This window comes from Kineococcus sp. AC630, assembly GCF_979255925.1.
This window is the reverse complement of record NZ_CEEDMJ010000027.1, coordinates 22639-41534: the sequence shown is the minus strand read 5'-3', so window position 1 is coordinate 41534 and position 18896 is coordinate 22639. Positions and strand designations below refer to the sequence as shown.

Here is an 18896-nt window from a genome sequence, read left to right as displayed (position 1 = left end):
CTTCCCACTAGGCGGCGGACCGCGCGTCCGCGGGACGGCGTCGCAGCGACGGGGTGAGGATCGGCGGCGTCCGGTAGGCCATGTCGAGCGGACTGACGTCGCTGCCGGGCGGGACGATCGCGTCGATCCGGTCCAGCACGGCGTCGTCGAGGTGGAGGTCGGCGCCGGCGAGGAGGTCGTCGAGCTGCTCCATCGTGCGCGGGCCGATGATCGCCGACGTCACACCCGGGTGGGCGATCGCGAAGGCCATCGCCAGGTGGGTGAGCTTCACGCCGAGCTCGGCGGTCAGGACGAAGAGTTCCTCGACGACGTCGAGGCGGCGTTCGTCGCTGAGGTACCGGAAGCCGTAGGCGGCCCGGCGACCGTCGGTCTCCTGCCCCTTGCGGTAGCGGCCGGTGAGCATCCCGCCGGCGAGCGGTGAGTAGACCAGCGTCCCCATGCCGTAGCGCTGCGCCACCGGCAGGACCTCGTTCTCGATCCCGCGGTTCATGATCGAGTAGGTCGGCTGCTCGGTGCGGAAGCGCTGCAGCCCGCGCCGTTCGGCGACGACCTGGGCCTCGACGATCTCGCTCGCCGGGAAGCTCGAGGTCCCGATGGCGCGGACCTTGCCGGCCCGGACGAGGTCGGTCAGCGCCGACAGCGTCTCCTCGACGTCGGTCTCCGGGTCGGGCCGGTGGACCTGGTAGAGGTCGACGTGGTCGGTGCCGAGCCGGCGCAGCGAGTTCTCGAGCGCGGTGGTGATCCAGCGACGGGAGTTCCCCCGCATGTTCGGGTCCTCCCCCATCGGGAGGTGGAACTTGGTCGCGAGGACGACGTCGTCGCGGCGCCCGACGAGGGCCTTGCCGAGGATCTCCTCCGACTCCCCCTGGGAGTAGAAGTCGGCGGTGTCGACGACGTTCACCCCGGCGTCGAGCGCCTTGTGGATGATCCGGATCGACTCCTCGTGGTCGGGGTTGCCGATCGCGCCGAACATCATGGTGCCGAGGGCGTAGGGGCTGACCTTGATTCCGGTTCGACCCAGGTTGCGGTACTGCACGGGGACCCTCCAACGGGTAGCATCGACGTAAGCGGAACGTGCTTCCGCAACTGTACGGAACGACGTTCCGTTTACGCAAGGGGGTCCCGTGGCGGAGGAACGACGGGTGCGGGCGGACGCCCGCCGCAACGTGGAGTCGCTGCTGGCCGCGGCCCGTGAGGTCTTCGCGACCGCCGGCGTCGACGCCCCCGTCCGCGAGATCGCCGCGAAGGCCGGCGTCGGGGTCGGCACGGTCTACCGGCACTTCCCGCTGCGCTCGGACCTGGTGACGGCGGTGTTCACCCACGAGGTCGACGCCTGCGCCGACGAGGCCCCACGCCTCGCCGCGGAGCTCCCACCCGTGGACGCGCTGCTCGCCTGGCTGCTCCGGTTCACCCGGTTCATCGCCACCAAGCGCGGCCTCGCCGCGGCCCTGCACTCCGGCGACCCGGCCTTCGAGCCCTTGCCCGCCTACTTCCGGGCGCGCTACCTCCCGGCCCTGGAGTCGCTCCTCGACGCCGCGGCCGGTGAGGTCCGGCGCGACGTCGACGCCCACGACCTGCTGACCGCCGTCGCGAACCTGTCGATCCCCGCCGAGGGCGACCCCGAGCACACCGAGCGCATGGTCGCCCTCCTCGTCGACGGCCTCCGCTTCGGCGCCCCCGTCCCCTCCTGAGCCGCCCCCGGCCGCGCGGAAACAACACTTTCCGCCCTCGAACGAGCCCCCGCGGGGGCGGAAACAACACTTTCCGCCCCACGAACGGACGCGGGAGGGCGGAAAGTGTTGTTTCCGCGGGCCTCAGGGGAGGTGACGGGCGACGAAGTCGAGTTCGACCCGCATCTGCCGGACCCGCTCGTCGTCGAGCAGCGAGCCGTGGCCCGCGTCGTAGCGGTACACCTCGTGGGTCGCGCCGCGGGCGTCCAGTCGCTCCAGGTAGTTGTCGATCTGCCGGATCGGGCAGCGGGGGTCGTTGCGACCGGCCAGCACCAGCACCGGCGCGGTGACGGCGTCGACGTAGGTGAGCGGTGAGGAGTCGGCGTACTTCTCCGGGACCTCGCTCGGGGACCCGCCGAACAACGACCGGTCGAAGGCCTTCAGCCCCTCCATCTCGTCCTCGTAGGCCGCGACGTAGTCGGCGACGGGGACCCCGGCCAGCCCGAGCGCCCACCGCTGCGGCTGGGTGCCCAGCCCGAGCAGCGTGAGAAAACCGCCCCAGGACGCCCCCGCCAGCACCAACCGCCGCGGGTCCGCGATCCCCTCGGCGACGAGGTGGTCGGCGACGGCCGCGATGTCGTCGAGTTCGACGTGCCCGACCCGCGCCTCCAGCGCGTCGCGCCAGACCGAGCCGTAGCCCGTCGACCCGCGGTAGTTCACCTGGACCACGGCGAAACCCTCGTCGACCCACGTCGCGCAGTACGGCCGGAACCCGTCGGTGTCGTGCGCGGTCGGCCCGCCGTGGACCTCGACGACGAGCGGCAACGGCACCGGCACTGGCCCGTCCGCCCCGGCGGGGAGGCGGAGCAGGGCGTGGATCCGACCGCCCTCCCCCTCGACCCAGACGTCGCGGACCTCGACGGACTCCGGCGCCGGTTCCCCGGGCGCCCGCAGCAGGACGTCGCCGGCCAGGTTCCGCACGACGCTCGGCTGGGCGGCGGAGGACCACGTGAGCCACACGTCGCCGTCGGGACGCGCGGTGGCGCCGCCGACGCTGCCCTGGTCCGGACCGATCCGCTGCACCGCACCGGTTCCCAGGTCCATCCGGTAGGCGAGGGTGCGAGCCTCGTGGTCGACGAGGAGGACGAGGCCGGTCGCGTCCCGCGTCCACTCCGCACCGGCGACCTCCCCCGGCACCCCGAGGACGATCGGCACCTCACGGCCGGTGAGCAGGTCGAGGACGAGCAGTTCGGCGCGGCCGGACCGCTCGTGCTCGACGAGCAGCCGAGCGTCCCCGCGGACGGGGGAGAAACCCAGCGGCGAAACGCCCCTCCCGGCGCCGTCGGACAGTTCGGCGACCGTGGACCCGTCGGTCATCGCCAGCACCCGCAGGTCCGGGTGCCGGGAGTCGCCGTGCTCGGAGTGCGCGATGGCCAGGAACTGCTCGTCCGGGGAGAGGTCGCCGGCCCAGGCGTCCTCGCGGTGCTCGTAGATCCGCCGCGCCTGCCCGTCGCGGACGACCTCGATGCGCGTGCCGTAGTCGTCGTCCTGCGAACCCACGACGACGACCCCGCTGCGCCCCATCGACAGACCCGCCGGGTAGGCGGCGGGCAACCCCAGCGGGTCCTCGACGGAGGTCCCCGGGGCGGAGCCGAAGGGTTGCCGCCGCCACACGCCGTACTCGTCGCCGGCGGTGTCGTCGAACCACCACACGAACTCCCCCGCGTGGTCGATCGTCGCGCTCGACGTGCCCTCCGGGCGGTCGGTGAGGCGGCGCAACTCCCCCGACGCGGCCTCGAAGGAGTGCACCTCGAGGACCCCCGCGACGGTCGCCTCGACGACGCACCGGTCCGGTGCGTCCTCCGCCCACTCGGGCAGGCCCACCCGGCCGGCACGGAAACGCTTCTCCCAGCGGGGCACGTCAGCTTCGGTCACCCGACCGATCGTGCCACCGTCCCCTCGCGGGGGAACAACCGGCGCAGCACGTCGGCCAGCGTGACGACCCCTTCGACGTGTTCGGCCCCTCCGGCGTGACTGGTCACGACGGCCAGGTGCTGGCGGGTCTCGCGCATCCGCGTCAGCGCCACGTGCACGCTCGTGTCGGCGTCCAGGGTGAACGCCGGCCGGACGAACGGCGTGACGGGGGTCCCGTCGGGTTCGGTGAGGGTGTCGCGGACGTGCACGACCCCCGTGATGCGCTCGGGGGACCCGATGAGGATCCGCAGGTGTCCGGTGCGGCGGGTGACCTCGCGGACCTCGTCCACGCTCGCCGAGGCGGGGACGCAGACCGGCGCCGAACCGAGCAGTTCCCGCACCGTCAGCCGTTCCAGCTCCAGCGCCCCGGACAACTGCTCGGAGAACCCGGCGTCGAGCGCGCCGACGTTGGTGGAGTGCTCGAGCAGGTGCCGCAGCGCGTCGGGGCTGTGCCCGGCGGCCACCTCGGAGGCGGGTTCCGCTCCGGCCCGCCGGACCAGGGCGTTGGCCATCGAGTTCAGCAGCAGCAGCACCGGGCGGAACACCCAGATGAACCCGCGCATCGGCAGGGCCAGGAGCAGCGCGGACCGCTCCGGGTGGGCGATCGCCCACGACTTCGGGGCCATCTCGCCGACGACGAGGTGCACGAACGTCACGACGAACAGGGCCAGCACGAACCCCAGCACGTCGGCCGCGACGGCCGGCAGCCCGACCGCCTCGAACGCCGGCGTCAGCCAGTGGTGCACGGCGGGTTTGCTGATCGCGCCGAGCGCCAGCGTGCAGGCGGTGATGCCGAGCTGGGAACCGGCCAGCAGCACCGTGAGTTCCGAGGCGCTCTTGAGCGCCGCGCGCCCGGCGGCGGTCCCGGCCGCGTCCTCCAGCCGGTGCCGCTTCGCGGCGAGCAGGGCGAACTCGGCGGCCACGAAGAACGCGCTCAGCCCGACGATGACGAGGGTCACCGGGACGATGACGAACGGGTTGTCGGTCACCGGCTTCCCTCCTGGGGCAGTTCCAGACGCACCCGGGCGGGCACGTGGCGTTCGACGGTCAGGACCCGGACGCTGAGGGTCCGGGGTTCGGCGTCGAGCTCGCCGGGGTCCACCGGCAGCTCGACGAGCAGTTCCGTCCCCGGTTCCGGCAGACCGCCGTGGGTGGCGATGACCAGCCCGGCGATCGTCTCGTAGTCCCCGCGGGGAAGGTCGACACCGAGGGCGCGTTCGACCTCGTCGACGTGCACCTCCCCGGACATCTCCCAGATCCCGTCGCCCTCGACGGGGACGTACTCGGGACGGGCGTCGTCGTGCTCGTCGGTGATCTCGCCGACGAGTTCCTCGGCGAGGTCCTCGACCGTCACGACACCGGCGAAACCGCCGTACTCGTCGACGACGCAGGCGAGCTGGTTGCGGGTCGCGCCGAACTGGCGCAGGACGTCGGGCAGCGTCGTCATCGTCGAGGCCACCAGCGCGGGCCGCATGATCCGGGTCACCGGGGCGGTGTCGGGCTCCTCCGTGGCGAGGAGGTCGGCGAGGTGCACGACCCCCATGACGTCGCCGGAACCCTGGGCCAGCACCGGGTAGCGGGAGTGGCCGACGGCCATCAACGCGCGCACGAGCCCGAGGTCGTCGGACTCGGTGACCGTGTCGACCCGCGACCTCGGGATCATCGCGTGCTCCACGTCGCGCTGCGGGAAGTCGAGGATCCGGTCCAGCATCACCGCGAGTTCCGGGGAGAGGTCACCGCTGTCGCGCGACTCCTCGACGATGTGCTCGAGGTCGCGGGGCGTCGCGGCGTGCTCCACGTCGTGGACGGGTTCGATCTTCAGCGCCCGCAGCAGGGCGTTGGAGGCCTGGTCGAAGAACCAGATCAGCCAGCCGAAGACCTTGAGGTAGCCGAGCGTGGACCGCGCCAGCCAGGTCGCGACGGGTTCGGGTCTCGCGATGGCCAGGTTCTTCGGGAACAGCTCCCCGAACAGCATCTGCACGACGGTCGAGAACACCAGCGCGAACACCGCGCCGATCCCGACGCTGACCCCGACCGGGATCCCGACGCCGCCGAGCAGCGCACCGAGGGACTCCCCGATGAGGGGTTCCGCGACGTAGCCGACGAGCAGACCCGTCACGGTGATGCCCAGCTGGGCGCCGGAGAGCATGAACGAGGTCCGCCGGGTGACCTTCAGCGCCCGTTCCGCGCCGGCGTCACCGTCGGCGGCGCGGGCGTTCAGCCCTGAGCGGTCCACCGACATGTAGGCGAACTCCTGGGCCACGAAGTAGCCCGTGACCACGGTGATCGCGAGGACCACCACGACGCCCAGGAGCAGCGCGAGGACGTCCGTCACCGGACCACCCCCGCAGGTTCAGGCGGGTTCGTACTCGGGGGGTCGTCTGATCGAGCGTCGTCGCGCACGGCGGCGGCGTTCCTTCCTGGGTGTCCGGGAGCGTCTGTCCCCGGTCAACGGGTCCGGGTGCCGGGGAGTTCCCGTGGCAACGCGAAACGCGTCGTGACCCGCTGGGCGAAGCAGACGTGGTCGGGCGGTCCGGCGAGGTCGAACCCCGCCGCCCCGCGCAGTCCGTCGTCGAGGACGAGCACCTCGGCGCTGCGCAACGGCCACGGCTCGTGCTCGTTCGCGACCCACCAGGTGCGCCCCCGGTGGGCGACGTGCAGCCCGAACCGGGCGGTCACGAACGCCGCGACCTCGTCCTCCACCCGATCGGTGCCGAGGCGGACGGCGATGCGGCTGCGCACGCCCGCGCGGGTCCGGCACGTCCACGCCAGCTCGCGCGCACCGTCGCGGACCCGTTCCGCCCGCCGCATCCGCGACCACCGGTACGGCAGCCCGAACGCCGTCCGCGCGCCGAGGACCACCGCGAGCCGCGTCGCGTCGAGGCTGGCGAAGACGACCCCGCGCCGGCCCTCGTCGTCGACGGAGTAGAGCCGGACGTTCGTCTCCAGGAACGTCCCCGCGTACGGCACCGCGGGAGCCCGACCCGGCCCGGCGCCGCGCAGCGTGAACGGGATGAGCCCGACGTAGGTGACGCCGTCGAGGACGTCCGGGCGGACCCCGGGCGGCAGGTGCGGGGCGACGAGCGCCGGGTCGACCGCCCAGTGCAGGAAGGCGAGGTCGTCCCAGTGCTGGTGCATCATCACCGGCCCGGAGAGGGCCGGGGCGGTCACGGGCGGGAGACGGTCCAGGGTCGGGACGGTGGCGGGCACGGTTCATCGTGCCTGGCCGGGGCGCTCCCGGCGCGGCAGCCACTCCTCGTGCGGTCGCGGGTGGTTGTCGTCGCAACTTGCCTTACCCTGGATCCACCATCCAGAGCGGCTGAGAGACCTGGCTCCGCGACGCCGCAGCAACCTCCCCGTCCGCGGGGTGTGGTGCTCACGCCAGGACCGATGGAGGAACCCGTGTCCGTGACGTCCCCGCCGAGCACCGAACCCACCCGCGTGGACGCCGCCGACGTCCGGCTGCGCGGGGTCGGGCGGACCTTCGGCGAACGCGACGTGCTCGCCCCGCTGGACGTCACCCTCGAGGCCGGGCGCACGGTCGCCCTGCTCGGCGCCTCCGGCAGCGGGAAGTCGACGCTGCTGCGCCTGGTGGCCGGGCTCGACACCCCCACCACCGGCTCGATCGAGGTCGGCGGGGAACAGGTCCGCGGGGTCCACCCCCGCACCGCCGTCGTCTTCCAGGAACCGCGGCTGCTGCCGTGGCGCGACCTCGCCGGGAACGTCGCCTTCGGGCTGCCGCGCGGCACCCCGCGGGCGGAGGGCCGGACGGAGGTCCTGCGCTGGCTGGACGTCGTCGGGCTGGGCGAGTTCGCCGGCCACCGGCCGCGTCGCGTCTCCGGCGGGATGGCCCAGCGGACGGCCCTGGCCCGGGCCCTGGTCCGCCGGCCCGGGGTGCTGCTCCTCGACGAGCCCTTCGCGGCCCTCGACGCCCTGACCCGGCTGAAGATGCAGGACCTGCTGGACGAGGTGCAGCGCGAGACCGGCGCCACGGTCCTGCTGGTGACCCACGACGTCGACGAGGCCCTGCACCTGGCCGACCGGGTCCTGGTCCTCGGCCCCTCCCCCGACACGGCCGGTGCGACGGTCGTCCGCGACCTCGCCGTCCCCGCTCGGCGCCCCCGCGACCGCGGTGACGCCGCCACCGCGGAACTGCGGGTCGAACTGCTCGACCTGCTCGGCGTTCCCCGCACCGTCTGACGCAGACCCCCCACCACCGCGAAACCCCAGGAGAACCGTGTCCGTCGTGCCCTCGAACCTGCCCACCCGCCGTCTCGCCCTCGGCCTGGCCCTGGGCGGGGTCTCCTTCGTCGCCGCCGGGTGCGTCAAGGGCGAGTCCTCCAGCGGGGGTGCCCCCGCCACCGCCACCGGTTCCGGGAGCGCCTCGGGCGGGGGGACCGTCCGCCTCGACTACGCGCTCTACAACCCGCTCAGCCTCGTCGTCCGCGAGCAGAAGATCCTCGAGAACGCCGGCCTCACCGTGCAGTGGGAGCAGTCCGCGGGCAGCAACAAGGCCAACGAGTTCCTGCGCAACGACAACCTCGACATCGCCTCCACCGCCGGGTCGGCCGTGCTGCAGGCCCGCACCAACGGTTCCCCGGTCCAGACGATCGACGTGTTCTCCCAGCCGGAGTGGACGGCCCTCGTCGTCGGCAAGGACTCCACGATCACCGACGTGGCGGGGTTGCGCGGCAAGCAGATCGCCGCGACCACCGGCACCGACCCGTACTTCTTCCTGCAGCAGGCCCTGGACAAAGCGGGTCTGTCCGCGAGCGACGTCACGATCACCAACCTGCAGCACGCCGACGGTCGCGCTGCCCTGGAACGCGGCGACGTCGACGCGTGGGCGGGGCTGGACCCCAACATGGCCGGCTCCGAACTGCTCGCCGGGTCGAAGCTGCTGTACCGCAACGTCGACTTCAACACCTACGGGATGCTGAACGCCCGCGAGGCCTTCATCAAGAGCTCTCCTGAGCTGGTGCAGCAGGTCGTCGACGCGTACGCGACCGCCCGCGCCTGGGCCATCGCGAACCCCGCGGACCTCGCCACGCTCTACGCGACCCAGGCGCAGTTGACCCCGGAGGTCGCCGCCCGGGTGCTGGAACGCACGACGCTCGACGTCGACTCCGTCCCCGGTGACGCCCAGCGCACCGTGCTGGCGGGGATCATCCCGCTCATGGCCTCCGCCGGTGACGTCCCCTCCGCGGACGCGGCGACGGAGGCGCTCGACGGGTTGCTGGTGCCCGACTTCGCCGAGAAGGCCACCGTCTCGTGAGCGTGCTGGACACCGAACGCCCCCTTCCGGTGCGCCGGTCGCGGGGTCCGCGGAACCGCGGGTGGCTGGGCTGGGTCGTCCCTCTGCTGCTGCTGCTCGCGTGGTTCCTCACGACCGGGGCGGGGGTCTTCGAACGCGTCCAGCTGCCGCCGCCGGTCGACGTGCTGAACGCGGCCCGGCAGATGTGGGCGACGGGGCAGTTGCAGCTGAACATCGCGATCAGCGTGCAGCGCGTCCTGCAGGGTTTCGCCGTCGGCGCGGTGGCGGGGGTGGTGCTCGGTGGGCTGACCGGCTCGTCCCGGGTGGTGCACGACCTCCTTGCCCCCACGCTCGGCGCGTTGCGGGCCGTGCCATCGCTGGCCTGGATCCCCCTGCTGGGCCTCTGGATCGGGCTCGGGGAGACCCCGAAGATCACGCTGGTCGCGATCGGGGCGTTCTTCCCGGTCTACACGACGGTGCTGAACGCCCTCACCCACCTCGACCCCGCTCTCGTCGAGGTGGGCCGGGCCTACGGCCGCCGCGGGATCGGGCTGTTCCGGGAGGTGCTGCTGCCGGCGACCGCTCCCGCCCTGCTGTCGGGGTTGCGGCTGGGGTTGGCCCAGAGCTGGCTGTTCCTGGTGGCCGCGGAACTCCTCGCCGCCTCGATCGGCCTGGGGTTCCAGCTGACCAACGGGCAGAACACCGGCCGGACCGATCAGGTGCTGCTGGCCATCATCCTGCTCGCGGTGCTGGGCAAGGGGTCCGACCTCGTCCTCGGGCTGGTCGAGGGTCAGGTCAAACGCGCCCGGGGGTGACGGGTTGTCCCCGCCGCGGTCGTCCGCGACAGTGGTCGGCGTGAGCGCGACGGGTGAGAAGGCGACGTTGCTCGACTACCTCGGCCACTACCGCGAGGTCATCGAGCGCAAGTGCGAGGACCTCGACGCGGGGCAGCTCGCGACCCGGTCCGTGCCGCCGAGTTCACTGAGCCTGCTCGGCCTCGTCCGCCACCTGGCCAAGGTGGAACGCGACTGGTTCCCCCGGACCCTGGCCGAGCGTCCGGAGACCCCGCGGCTCTACTGGACCGCGGAGGACCCGGAACTCGCCTTCACCGGTGCGGTGGCCGACGACGCGGTCGTGAGCGAGGCGTTCGCCACCTGGCGGCAGGAGGTCGCGGCCGCCGACGCGTGGCTGGCGGAACTGCCCGAAGCCGACCTCGGCCGCGAGGTGCCGCACCGCGACGGTCCGGTGAGCGTCCGCGACGTGCTGGTGCACCTGATCGAGGAGTACGCCCGGCACGCCGGGCACGCCGACCTGTTGCGGGAGTGCCTCGACGGGCGCACCGGGGAGTAGCGTCACCGCCCCTCGGAGGGTGTGACTCCCTCGCCGGAACGGAACGACCGTACCCACGCCCGCGTCAGCGAGGGCGTCGCGAGGACGACGATCGGTCCCGCGAGCACCGTCACAACCCAGAGGACGGGGAACCCGGAGCCGCCCAGGAGGGCCCGCACGGCGACGAGCACCACGAGAACGGCTGCGCCGCAGATCAGCTGGCGACTCGTGCGACCCGCCGCGACCACCCCCGTCGACACCACGACCAGCACGACGAGCGCCGCGTGCAGCACCGCCGCGGCATCGAGGTCGACGGGGTGGAGGACCGTCCCGACGACCAGGACGACGAGCGCCGCGACCCCGGGAACACGCAGCGCCGGCCGGGTCACTGCCGCAGGTACCCCGGTCAGGACCGCGACGAGGACCGGCAGCAGACCCAACCCGACGTCCAGGGCGATCTCGTCCCACGGCCATCCCACGGGCAACGTCGCCCGGCTCGGGTCGGCAGGCAGCAGTAGACCCCCGGTCAGGGGGAAGCGGTCGATCGCGCCCGCGAGGTCGAGTCCGACGACGGCACCCACCGCCCACCACCGCCGGCCCACCAGGGCCAACGCCGTGCCGAGGGCGACCACCCCGACGAACGGGACGAGGAACCCTGCCGACTGCCCGATCGAGTCGAGGACCCGGGGCGCCTCAGCGTGCGGGAACCCCGACACCGTCTGCGGGTCGAGCCCTGCGAGGTGGGCGAGTCCGTCCCGGTACAGCCGCCACAGGGAGGTGTGCGTCGAGATCGACAGCGCCACGAGCGACGCGACCGAGACCGCCGCAGCCGCCGACACCGTCAGGACCGGTCCGCGTCGACTCACCGTTCTGAGATCGGCCGCGCGGACGGCCGGGTTGAGCCCCGGGTCACGCCTGGGTGGCGCGGCGTCCGACCCACCAGGTCGTCCCCCAGATCCCGGCCAGGGCGAGCAGCCCGACGCCGAGAACGCCCGCCAGCCACCAGGTGTGCCGCACGATCGAGACCACGAAGACGGCAACGATCGCGACGAAGAGGACCGTGGTCGCCGCGGTCGGGCGCTTCAGGCGGTGCAAGAGCACCTGCCCGGCGAACCCGACGAGGAAGATCCCCGGCGCGAGCGCACGTCCCCACTCCCGGTCCGCGACCGAGATGGCCGTCTGGCCCGCGAAGACGGCGACCAGCACCCACTCCGACCAGCGTGCCTTCCGTGGTGTCGTCACCACCCCACGCTACCGATCACTCCCGCGGCCGGTGCTGGGCCGATCTCAGCGGATTCAGCGGTCGGCGGTGATGAAGTCGGCGAGCGCGGTGGCGACGGCTTCAGGCTGTTCGTCGGGGATGAAGTGCCCCGCGCCGGGCACCACGACGCTGGTGGTGTTCTCGGCCCACGGACGCAGGGACGCGGCCATGTCGAGGATGGAGCCGTGGCTGCTGGAGATCCCGAGGACGGGGACCGTCAGGTGCTGCCGGTCGAGCGCCTCGTGGTTCCTGCGCGCGGACTCGGCGGCGTCGCGGTAGTAGGCGAGGGAGGCGCGCAGTCCCCCGTCGGCGGCGAGGGCCGCCGCGAAGTGGTCGAGGTCGCCGGCCTCGAAGGTGGCCGGGTCGAGGGCCTTCGCCTTGAGGAACCAGTCGACGTACTCCCGTTCGCGTCCGGTCAGCAGCGTCTCGGGGAGGTCGGGCACGAGGTGGAAGGCGAAGTGCCACGTCTTCCACGCCCGGGCCGGGTCGGTGGGGATCGTCTTGGGAAGGGTGATGCCGGGGATGCCGGCGTCGAGGAGGGCGAGGCCGTGGAGGGAGCTGCCGTGGGTGAGGGCGAGGGAGAAGGCGACCCAGGCGCCGATGTCGTGAGCGGCCAGCCAGTAGGTGCGCGCTCCGAGTGCCTGGACGGCGGCGTGGACGTGGGCGGCGACGCTGTGGGTGTCGTAGCCGGCCTCCGGCCGTTCGGAGTGCCCTTGGCCCGGCAGGTCGATCGTGAGGACCCGGAACCGGTCGGAGAGGTGGGGCATGACCTTCCGCCACGCCCACCAGGTCTGCGGGAACCCCGCGAGCAGCACGAGCACCGGTCCGTCCGGTCGGCCGCCGTCGACGGCGTGGAGGCGGACGCCGTCGGCGTCGACCCAGCGGTGGGTGAACCCGTCCAGGCCGTGCGCGGCCAGGTCGTGGAGGGCCAGGTCGGGCACGGGGCTGGTTTCAGTCGTGGTCACGTGATCCTCCATCGGTGGGCGCCGGATGCTTTGCGTCGCAGCGCGAGTGCCGTGCGTTCGTCGCCGCGTTCGGACGCTAACACATCCTGGACTGCTCAGTTCAAGATAGGGTGACGTCATCACCCGAGGGGCGCAGACAGGAGAGCCAGGTGGCAGGCAAGAAGCAGTTCGACGTGGACACGGCCCTGGACGCCGCGATGGTCCAGTTCTGGCGTGCCGGTTACGCCGACACCTCGCTCGACGACCTCTCCCGGGTCACCGGCCTGAACCGCAGTTCGATCTACTCCTCGTTCGGCGGCAAGGACGAACTCTTCCTGCGCTGCCTGGACCGTTACACCACGCGCTACGGCGAGAAGTACGACGCCGCGCTGTCGTGCGCTGCGTCAGACGTCATGGCCGCCCTCCAGTCGTTCTTCGACGTCACCCTCGAGCGCATCGCCGATCCGGATCTCCCCGACGGGTGCCTGATCGCCCAGACGACGATGGTGACGCCCGTGCTGAGCCCCGCCGTCGCTGCGCACACGCGCGAGGCTCTGGGCTTTCAACGCCGACGTCTGCACACGGCCTTGAAGGCCGGCCGGATGAATGACGAGAACGCCGAAGCCTTCGCCCTCCACGCGGCAGCCGTCAACCAGTCCCTCGCCGTCATGAGCAGGGCCGGAGCGAGTCCTGCGCAGCTCCGGAGCATCGCGAGGGTCACCGTCGATGGGGTCGCGAAGGCCCTGGGTGAGCCGGAGCGTTCCTCGTAGATCCTCGCGGCTGCCCCGGCGGTCAGTCGCACACAACGCCAGAGGCCCGGTCCCGCTGACGCGGTTCCGGGCCTCTGATCTGTGATCTTGCTGGTCGGGGTGACAGGATTTGAACCTGCGGCCTCTTCGTCCCGAACGAAGCGCGCTACCAAGCTGCGCCACACCCCGATGCTGCTGACGGCCGCCGAACTGCGCGGCCTCGTAGAGGATAGCCCACCCAGGCAGGTCCCCGGGACCACGAGGGTCAGCGGCGGGACACGAGCTCCAGCAGCGTCGCCTCGGGTCGGCAGGCGAAGCGCAGCGGCGCGTAGGGGGAGGTCCCGAGGCCGGCGGAGACGTGCAACCAGGCGTCGTGGCGGGCGGCGGACCAGCGGGACAGCCCGGAGGCCTGCTTGCGCGGGAGGTCGCAGTTGGTCACGAGCGCCCCGAAGCCGGGGACGCAGAGCTGGCCGCCGTGGGTGTGGCCGGCGATGAGCAGGCCGGCGCCGTCGGCGGTCATCGCGTCGAGGGTGCGGCGGTAGGGGGCGTGGGTGACGCCGATGGTGAGGTCGGCGTCGGTCGCGGCGGGACCGGCGACGTCGTGGTAGCGGTCGTAGCGCAGGTGGGGATCGTCGACGCCGACGAACTCGAGGTCGAGGCCGTTGACGGTCAGCCGGGTCCGAACGTTGTCGAGGTCGACCCAGCCGGCGTCGGTGAAGCCGCGGACGAGGTCGTCCGTCGGCAGCCGGACGGCCTCGTCGCCGGCACCACCGTCCGACGGACCCCTCAGGTACTTCGACCAGTTGCGCGGCTTCGGGGCCCAGTAGTCGTTGGAGCCGAGGACGAAGACCCCCGGACGTTCCAGCAGCCCCGCGTAGGTCTCCAGCACGGCCGGGACGGCGTCCTGTGCGGCGAGGTTGTCCCCGGTGGTGACGACGAGGTCAGGTTCGAGGTCGGCGAGCGCCGTGACCCACGCGCGCTTGCGGTGCTGACGCGGGACGAGGTGCAGGTCGGAGAGGTGCAGGACCCGCAACGGCGCGGCGCCGACGGGCAGGACCGGCACGACGGCGTGCCGGAGCACGAACGCGCGGACCTCGTAGCCCGCGGCGTAGCCGACGCCGGCGGCACCGGCCAGCGCGCCGACGCCGACGGTTCCGGCGGCCAGGTGGAGGACTCGCGCTGCAGTGGGCATCCGGTCATCCTCGCCGGAGGGCGGAAACGGGTCGCGGTGGGGTGGGAGGATCGCCCCATGAGCGACACCCTCAAGGACTCCCTGCAGGCCGACCTGACCACCGCGATGAAGGCCCGGGACGAGCTGCGGTCGGCGACGCTGCGGATGGTCCTCACGGCGGTCCGCTCCGAGGAGGTCGCCGGGAAGTCGGCGCGCACGCTCTCCGACGACGAGGTCATCGCGGTCCTGCAGCGCGAGGCGAAGAAGCGTCGCGAGGCCGCGCAGGCCTTCGGTGACGCCGGGCGCACCGAGCAGTCCGAGCGCGAGACCGCTGAGCTCTCCGTCATCGAGACTTACCTCCCGACCCCGCTCACCGACGAGGAGCTCGACGCGCTCGTGGACGAGGCCGTGCTCATCGCGACCGCGGAGGGGCTGACCGGCATGGGCGCGATGGGCGCCGTCATGTCGCAGCTCAAGCCGAAGGTCGGGGCCCGCGCCGACGGCAAGCGCGTCTCCACCGCCGTGCGGACCCGTCTGCAGGCCTGAGACCCGCGGAAACAACACTTTCCGCCCCTCGAGGGGCCCTCGCAGGGGCGGAAAGTGTTGTTTCCACGCGGGACGGGGCCGCTAGTTCGCGCCGCCGGTCGCGGCGACGGTGCTCGTGACGATCGCCGTCGTGACCGCGGCCTGGGCGGCGCGCACGGCGGCGGAGACAGCCTCCACGGCCCACTCCCCCTCGGCCATCCCGTCGCTGATCTGCTGCACCCGGTCGGCGAGCTGACGGCGGGACAACCTCAGCCCGGGGACGACCTTCGGGATCGCCCCGACGGACTGCAGCAGCGACACCAGCGCGGCCGCGTGCGGGGTGACGTCTGCCCCCTCCCCCAACGCTGACGCGACCTCGGCCACGAGGACCTTGCGCGTGCCCGGCTCGGGGTGGTCGCGGGCGAAGCGCAGGAACCCGCCCGGCTCGTGGCGGACGAGGCCGCGCGCGACCATCCGGTCCCGCACGGCACGACCGAACTTGAGGCCCCCGAGCCGTTGCACGGCGGTGCGGGCCGCGGTCGGCCGGTCGCCGAGTCGCCGCAGGGCCTCGTCGAGCACCTCGTCACCGGTGGGCGAGGCGTCGCGCACGCGCACCTTCTCGCCGCCCCAGCGACTCGGTTCGGACTCGAGCCGTTCCCGCAGGGCCAGGTCGAGCAGCACGGCTCCGGGCAGGACCGCGCGGAGCCGGGTCGCGTCCGTCAGCGGACGCCCCGTCTCCGGGTTCAGCAGGAGCAACGTCACGTCGTCCACGAGGGGTGTGTCCACGGCCCCAGCCAACCAAGGACGCGACGGGTGGGACCACCCCCCGAAAGGAGGACGGGCCGGACGGGGAGAGTCCCCCGTCCGGCCCGTCTCCGCCCCTCAGTTCGTCGGGAGGGCGGGGAGGTCGGGCAGCGGCGGCAGTTCCGTCGGGAGCTGGATCCCGGGGCTGTCGCTCGACGGCGGGGCCGACGGCTCCTGCGTCGGGACCGGCGCCGGGCCGGAGCTGCGGGTGATGGTGATGACCGAGCCGGCCGCGGCGGAGCGGGCGCTCTGCGAGGCGACGAGGCCCTTGTCGACGTTGGAGGTCACCGAACCCCCCACCTTCACCTGGAACCCGGCCGCCTTCAGCGCGCTCGTCGCCGAGGAGACGCTCCGGCCGACGACGCTCGGGACCTTGATCCGGCCGTCGGAGGTCGTCGTCTTGAGGCCCTGGTTGGTGCCCGGGGTGAACCCGACCTTGGGGAGGTTCAGCTGGTCGGAGGCGGTGCCGACGATGGCCTTCCAGGTCGGTGCGGAGATCGTCCCGCCGAAGATGGTGCGGCGACCACGACCGTTGATGCGGTCCGAGTTCAGCGACTTGGTCCCGTCGGCGTGGCCCATCCACACCGCGGAGGACAGCTGCGGCGTGTAGCCCACGAACCAGGCGTCCGTGCTGTCGTTGGTGGTGCCCGTCTTGCCGGCGGCGGCGCGGTCGATGCGGGCCGACGACCCGGTGCCACCGGAGATGACGCCCTGCAGCGCCTCGGTGACGTTGTTGGCGACGTTCGGGTCGAGGACGGGCTTGCAGTCCGCGCTGGGGATGTTCATCGGCTGGCCGTTGGTGTCCAGCGACTCGAGGATCGCGATCGGCTTGCAGAAGGTGCCCTGGGCGGCGAACGTCGCGTAGGCCCCGGCCATGGCCAGCGGGGCGATCTCGTTGACCCCGAGGGTCAGCGACGGGCTGACGTAGAGGTCGGAGTTGACCCCGCTGTCGTTGTCGTTGGTGTTGCTCATGTCGCTGGCCTTCTGCGCCGGCACGCTGCCGTTCTTCGGGTTGGCCAGGTGGACACCCATCGACTGCGCCGTCGCGGCGATGTTGCAGAGGTCGAGGGACTTCTCCATCGTCACGTAGGCCGTGTTGACGGAGTCCGCGGTCGCCTTGCGGATGGACATGACGCCACCCTCGTGCGATTCCGAGTTCGAGTACTTGTAGACCTTCGAATCACGGGACTTGGCGCCGCAGGCGGTGAACTGGCTGAAGGAGTCCGACCCGTTGAACGGCGCGTTGATCGTGCTGTCGATGGACTTCCCGGCCTTCAACCACTCCGCCAGCGTGAACGCCTTGAACGACGAACCGGTCTGGAAACCGTTGCCGCCGTTGTACATCTTGTCGACGTTGTAGTTGATCGTGGTGACACCGGGCTGGTCGGTGTCGAGCGAGAAGGTGGTGTCCTGGGCCATCGCGAGGATCTGCCCGGTCCCGGGCTGGACGACGGAGGAGGCCATCCGGGGCTTCTGCCCCGGGTTGACGCCACCGTTCACGGCGTTCTGGGTCGTGATCTGGACCTGCGGGTTCAGCGTCGTCTTGATGGTCAGACCACCGGTGCGCAGGAGCTTCTTGCGGTCGTCCGCGGTCGCGCCGAAGGCGGGGTCGGTCTCGACGATGCGGGTCACGTAGTCGCAGAAGTAGGCGGCCGACTCGGCGTTGATGCAGCCCTGCTGGCTGCGCTGGAGGTTCAGACCGATGGGGGCGGCGACCGCTGCGTCGTGGTCGGCCTGGGAGATCTTGCCCAGTTCGAGCATCCGGTTCAGCACGACGTTGCGCCGCTTGATCGAGGCGTCGGGGTACTTCACCGGGTTGAAGGCCACGGGGTTCTGCACGAGACCGGCCAGCATCGCCGACTCCGGCAGCGTCAGCTCCGCCGCGGTCTTGTTGAAGTAGAAGCGGGCCGCAGCTTCGACGCCGTAGACGCCGTTGTAGAAGTACGCGACGTTCAGGTACCCGGCGAGGATGTCGTTCTTCGACATCTCCTTCTCGACCCCGATGGCGAGCTTCATCTCGCGCAGCTTGCGGGCGTAGCCCTCGGTCCCGTCGGCGGTCGTCGCGGCGGCGGCGGCCTCGGTGTCGCCCTGCTCGACGGCCTGCTCGACGAGGATGTTCTTCACGTACTGCTGGGTGATCGTCGACGCGCCCTGGGTGCCCCCGCCGCCGGCGTTGGACGCGAGCGCCCGGGCGATGCCCTTCATGTCGATGGCACCGTGCTCGTAGAAGCGGTAGTCCTCGATCGCGACGATGGAGTCGCGCATGACCGGCGCGATCTGGTCGAAGCCCACGACGACGCGGTTCTGGTCGTAGACCCTCGCCATGGGCGTGCCGTCGGCGTAGAGGATCGTCGTGGCCTCGGACAGCGTCTGGTCGCCCAGGTCCGCCGGCAGCTCGTCGAAGATGTTGACCCCTGCGCTCGTCAGGCTGCCGCTGAACGCGACGGCCGGGACGACGAGCCCCGCCGTGAGCACACCGGCCACGGCGCTGACGGCCGCGAAGGCGGCGAGCAGCCGCAGGACGGGACGCCGCCGGTGAGCGGTGGGGGGAGGAGCCATGCCGACAGGGTAAGCGCCGGGCCGTCGCGGGTCGGGGCATCCACGGGTCCTCCGCGAGCGCTCCGCAGGATCGTGACCGCAACGCAACTCTGCGTTGATCTATGTGGGTGACGAGTCGGTAGCTCGAAGTGACTACCCATGTTCATCACAAGATGCTCTGGGGAAGAGTCCCTCGCCGAGCCTACGCTGCAGACGTGCCCGACGTGGGGCACTCAGGGGGATTCACAGGTATCGCTGAACCGGGGGGAAACCGGTGCTCGCAGAGCACCGGACCGGGGGGGCGTCGACGGGAGGGGCCGTCATGGCGTGGACGTTGGAATGGGCTAGTCGCGGGGCCTGCAAGGCCACCGAAGCGGACGAGCTGTTCGTGCAGGGCTCGGCGCAGAACCGCGCCAAGCAGATCTGCGGGGGGTGCCCCGTGCGCACCGAGTGCCTGGCCGATGCGCTGGACAGCCGCATCGAGTTCGGGGTCTGGGGCGGCATGACCGAACGTGAACGGCGTGCGCTGCTCAAGCGCCGTCCGAACGTGCAGTCGTGGCGCCGTCTGCTCGAGACTGCGCGGGACGCGGCCCTGGGCATCGACGGGGCCGAGGTCACCGGGTCGGGCACCGCGGTGCCCGAGATCTCGCTGGTCGGGGTACCCGCCGCCGTCTGAG

Annotated in this window: 19 protein-coding genes, 1 tRNA gene and 1 riboswitch; of the genes, 8 read left to right on the top strand and 12 right to left on the bottom strand. The window is 72.1% G+C overall.

Annotated features, from left to right (window positions below; translation table 11 throughout):
• Window positions 1–7: 7 nt before the first annotated feature.
• Window positions 8–1036 carry an aldo/keto reductase gene (locus AC0I8G_RS22440; protein ID WP_471731909.1) on the bottom strand — a complete coding sequence of 343 codons (1029 nt, stop codon included), beginning with the start codon at window positions 1034–1036 and terminating at the stop codon, window positions 8–10.
• 88 nt (window positions 1037–1124) lie between these two features.
• Between AC0I8G_RS22440 and AC0I8G_RS22435 the strand changes: the two genes are divergently transcribed.
• The gene (locus AC0I8G_RS22435) at window positions 1125–1691 is read left to right on the top strand and encodes a TetR/AcrR family transcriptional regulator (protein WP_471731908.1); all 567 of its coding nucleotides are present in this window, start codon (window positions 1125–1127) and stop codon (window positions 1689–1691) included.
• A 123-nt stretch (window positions 1692–1814) separates the two neighbouring features.
• Here the strand turns inward: AC0I8G_RS22435 and AC0I8G_RS22430 are convergent, their stop codons facing one another.
• From AC0I8G_RS22430 to AC0I8G_RS22415, 4 genes are all read right to left on the bottom strand, one after another.
• A complete protein-coding gene (locus AC0I8G_RS22430; RefSeq protein WP_471731922.1) occupies window positions 1815–3614 on the bottom strand; it encodes a S9 family peptidase in 1800 nt (599 codons plus the stop codon).
• Entirely contained in the window at window positions 3602–4633 is a 1032-nt protein-coding gene (locus tag AC0I8G_RS22425) for a hemolysin family protein (RefSeq protein WP_471731907.1), read from the bottom strand. The genes AC0I8G_RS22430 and AC0I8G_RS22425 overlap by 13 nt, the downstream gene beginning before the upstream one ends.
• A complete protein-coding gene (locus tag AC0I8G_RS22420; RefSeq protein ID WP_471731906.1) occupies window positions 4630–5979 on the bottom strand; it encodes a hemolysin family protein in 1350 nt (449 codons plus the stop codon). The genes AC0I8G_RS22425 and AC0I8G_RS22420 overlap by 4 nt, the downstream gene beginning before the upstream one ends.
• 113 nt (window positions 5980–6092) lie before the next feature.
• Window positions 6093–6854, bottom strand: a complete 762-nt coding sequence (locus AC0I8G_RS22415) for a YqjF family protein (RefSeq protein ID WP_471731905.1) — start codon at window positions 6852–6854, stop codon at window positions 6093–6095.
• A gap of 93 nt (window positions 6855–6947) precedes the next feature.
• A riboswitch (SAM riboswitch) is annotated at window positions 6948–7041 on the top strand.
• On the opposite strand from AC0I8G_RS22415, the gene AC0I8G_RS22410 reads away from it, so the two are divergent.
• The 4 genes from AC0I8G_RS22410 (at window position 7035) to AC0I8G_RS22395 (ending at window position 10248) form a co-directional block, all read left to right on the top strand.
• On the top strand, window positions 7035–7844 hold the full coding sequence (locus AC0I8G_RS22410) for an ABC transporter ATP-binding protein (RefSeq protein WP_380257969.1): 810 nt from the start codon (window positions 7035–7037) through the stop codon (window positions 7842–7844). It overlaps the preceding riboswitch by 7 nt.
• Before the next feature lie 37 nt (window positions 7845–7881).
• Complete coding sequence (locus tag AC0I8G_RS22405) at window positions 7882–8919, top strand: aliphatic sulfonate ABC transporter substrate-binding protein (RefSeq protein ID WP_471731904.1); 1038 nt, start codon at window positions 7882–7884, stop codon at window positions 8917–8919.
• Window positions 8916–9713, top strand: a complete 798-nt coding sequence (locus tag AC0I8G_RS22400; RefSeq protein WP_471731903.1) for an ABC transporter permease — start codon at window positions 8916–8918, stop codon at window positions 9711–9713. The genes AC0I8G_RS22405 and AC0I8G_RS22400 overlap by 4 nt, the downstream gene beginning before the upstream one ends.
• A 40-nt stretch (window positions 9714–9753) precedes the next feature.
• Window positions 9754–10248 carry a DinB family protein gene (locus AC0I8G_RS22395; protein WP_471731902.1) on the top strand — a complete coding sequence of 165 codons (495 nt, stop codon included), beginning with the start codon at window positions 9754–9756 and terminating at the stop codon, window positions 10246–10248.
• A gap of 2 nt (window positions 10249–10250) precedes the next feature.
• On the opposite strand, the gene AC0I8G_RS22390 is transcribed toward AC0I8G_RS22395, so the two are convergent.
• The 3 genes from AC0I8G_RS22390 to AC0I8G_RS22380 are packed head-to-tail and all read right to left on the bottom strand — an operon-like array spanning window position 10251 to window position 12465.
• Window positions 10251–11093 (bottom strand): hypothetical protein, encoded by an 843-nt coding sequence (locus AC0I8G_RS22390; RefSeq protein WP_471731901.1) that lies wholly within the window; start codon window positions 11091–11093, stop codon window positions 10251–10253.
• A gap of 43 nt (window positions 11094–11136) precedes the next feature.
• Window positions 11137–11469 (bottom strand): hypothetical protein, encoded by a 333-nt coding sequence (locus AC0I8G_RS22385; RefSeq protein WP_471731900.1) that lies wholly within the window; start codon window positions 11467–11469, stop codon window positions 11137–11139.
• 54 nt (window positions 11470–11523) lie between these two features.
• A complete protein-coding gene (locus AC0I8G_RS22380; protein ID WP_471731899.1) occupies window positions 11524–12465 on the bottom strand; it encodes an alpha/beta fold hydrolase in 942 nt (313 codons plus the stop codon).
• Between the two features lie 137 nt (window positions 12466–12602).
• On the opposite strand from AC0I8G_RS22380, the gene AC0I8G_RS22375 reads away from it, so the two are divergent.
• Complete coding sequence (locus tag AC0I8G_RS22375; RefSeq protein WP_471731898.1) at window positions 12603–13202, top strand: TetR/AcrR family transcriptional regulator; 600 nt, start codon at window positions 12603–12605, stop codon at window positions 13200–13202.
• A gap of 91 nt (window positions 13203–13293) precedes the next feature.
• On the opposite strand, the gene AC0I8G_RS22370 is transcribed toward AC0I8G_RS22375, so the two are convergent.
• Window positions 13294–13370 (bottom strand) — tRNA-Pro (locus AC0I8G_RS22370).
• Between the two features lie 76 nt (window positions 13371–13446).
• Window positions 13447–14373: a metallophosphoesterase gene (locus tag AC0I8G_RS22365; RefSeq protein ID WP_471731897.1), complete on the bottom strand. Its 927-nt coding sequence runs from the start codon at window positions 14371–14373 to the stop codon at window positions 13447–13449.
• Window positions 14374–14430: 57 nt separating this feature from the next.
• Here AC0I8G_RS22365 and AC0I8G_RS22360 point away from each other — a divergent pair, with 57 nt between their 5' ends.
• On the top strand, window positions 14431–14898 hold the full coding sequence (locus AC0I8G_RS22360) for a GatB/YqeY domain-containing protein (RefSeq protein ID WP_471731896.1): 468 nt from the start codon (window positions 14431–14433) through the stop codon (window positions 14896–14898).
• 81 nt (window positions 14899–14979) lie between these two features.
• Here the strand turns inward: AC0I8G_RS22360 and AC0I8G_RS22355 are convergent, their stop codons facing one another.
• Together AC0I8G_RS22355 and AC0I8G_RS22350 are read right to left on the bottom strand one after the other, a co-directional pair.
• Window positions 14980–15663: a GOLPH3/VPS74 family protein gene (locus AC0I8G_RS22355; RefSeq protein WP_471731895.1), complete on the bottom strand. Its 684-nt coding sequence runs from the start codon at window positions 15661–15663 to the stop codon at window positions 14980–14982.
• Window positions 15664–15759: 96 nt separating this feature from the next.
• Complete coding sequence (locus AC0I8G_RS22350; protein WP_471731894.1) at window positions 15760–18240, bottom strand: penicillin-binding protein; 2481 nt, start codon at window positions 18238–18240, stop codon at window positions 15760–15762.
• A gap of 301 nt (window positions 18241–18541) precedes the next feature.
• Here AC0I8G_RS22350 and AC0I8G_RS22345 point away from each other — a divergent pair, with 301 nt between their 5' ends.
• Window positions 18542–18895, top strand: a complete 354-nt coding sequence (locus AC0I8G_RS22345) for a WhiB family transcriptional regulator (RefSeq protein WP_328294384.1) — start codon at window positions 18542–18544, stop codon at window positions 18893–18895.
• The last annotated feature ends 1 nt before the right edge of the window (window position 18896 follow it).

Coding starts and splice junctions, on each gene's coding strand:
- AC0I8G_RS22410 (WP_380257969.1), top strand. CDS start 7,035: ATGGAGGAACCCGTGTCCGTGACGTCCCCGCCGAGCACCGAACCCACC.
- AC0I8G_RS22365 (WP_471731897.1), bottom strand. CDS start 14,373: ATGCCCACTGCAGCGCGAGTCCTCCACCTGGCCGCCGGAACCGTCGGC.
- AC0I8G_RS22360 (WP_471731896.1), top strand. CDS start 14,431: ATGAGCGACACCCTCAAGGACTCCCTGCAGGCCGACCTGACCACCGCG.
- AC0I8G_RS22380 (WP_471731899.1), bottom strand. CDS start 12,465: ATGGAGGATCACGTGACCACGACTGAAACCAGCCCCGTGCCCGACCTG.
- AC0I8G_RS22345 (WP_328294384.1), top strand. CDS start 18,542: ATGGCGTGGACGTTGGAATGGGCTAGTCGCGGGGCCTGCAAGGCCACC.
- AC0I8G_RS22350 (WP_471731894.1), bottom strand. CDS start 18,240: ATGGCTCCTCCCCCCACCGCTCACCGGCGGCGTCCCGTCCTGCGGCTG.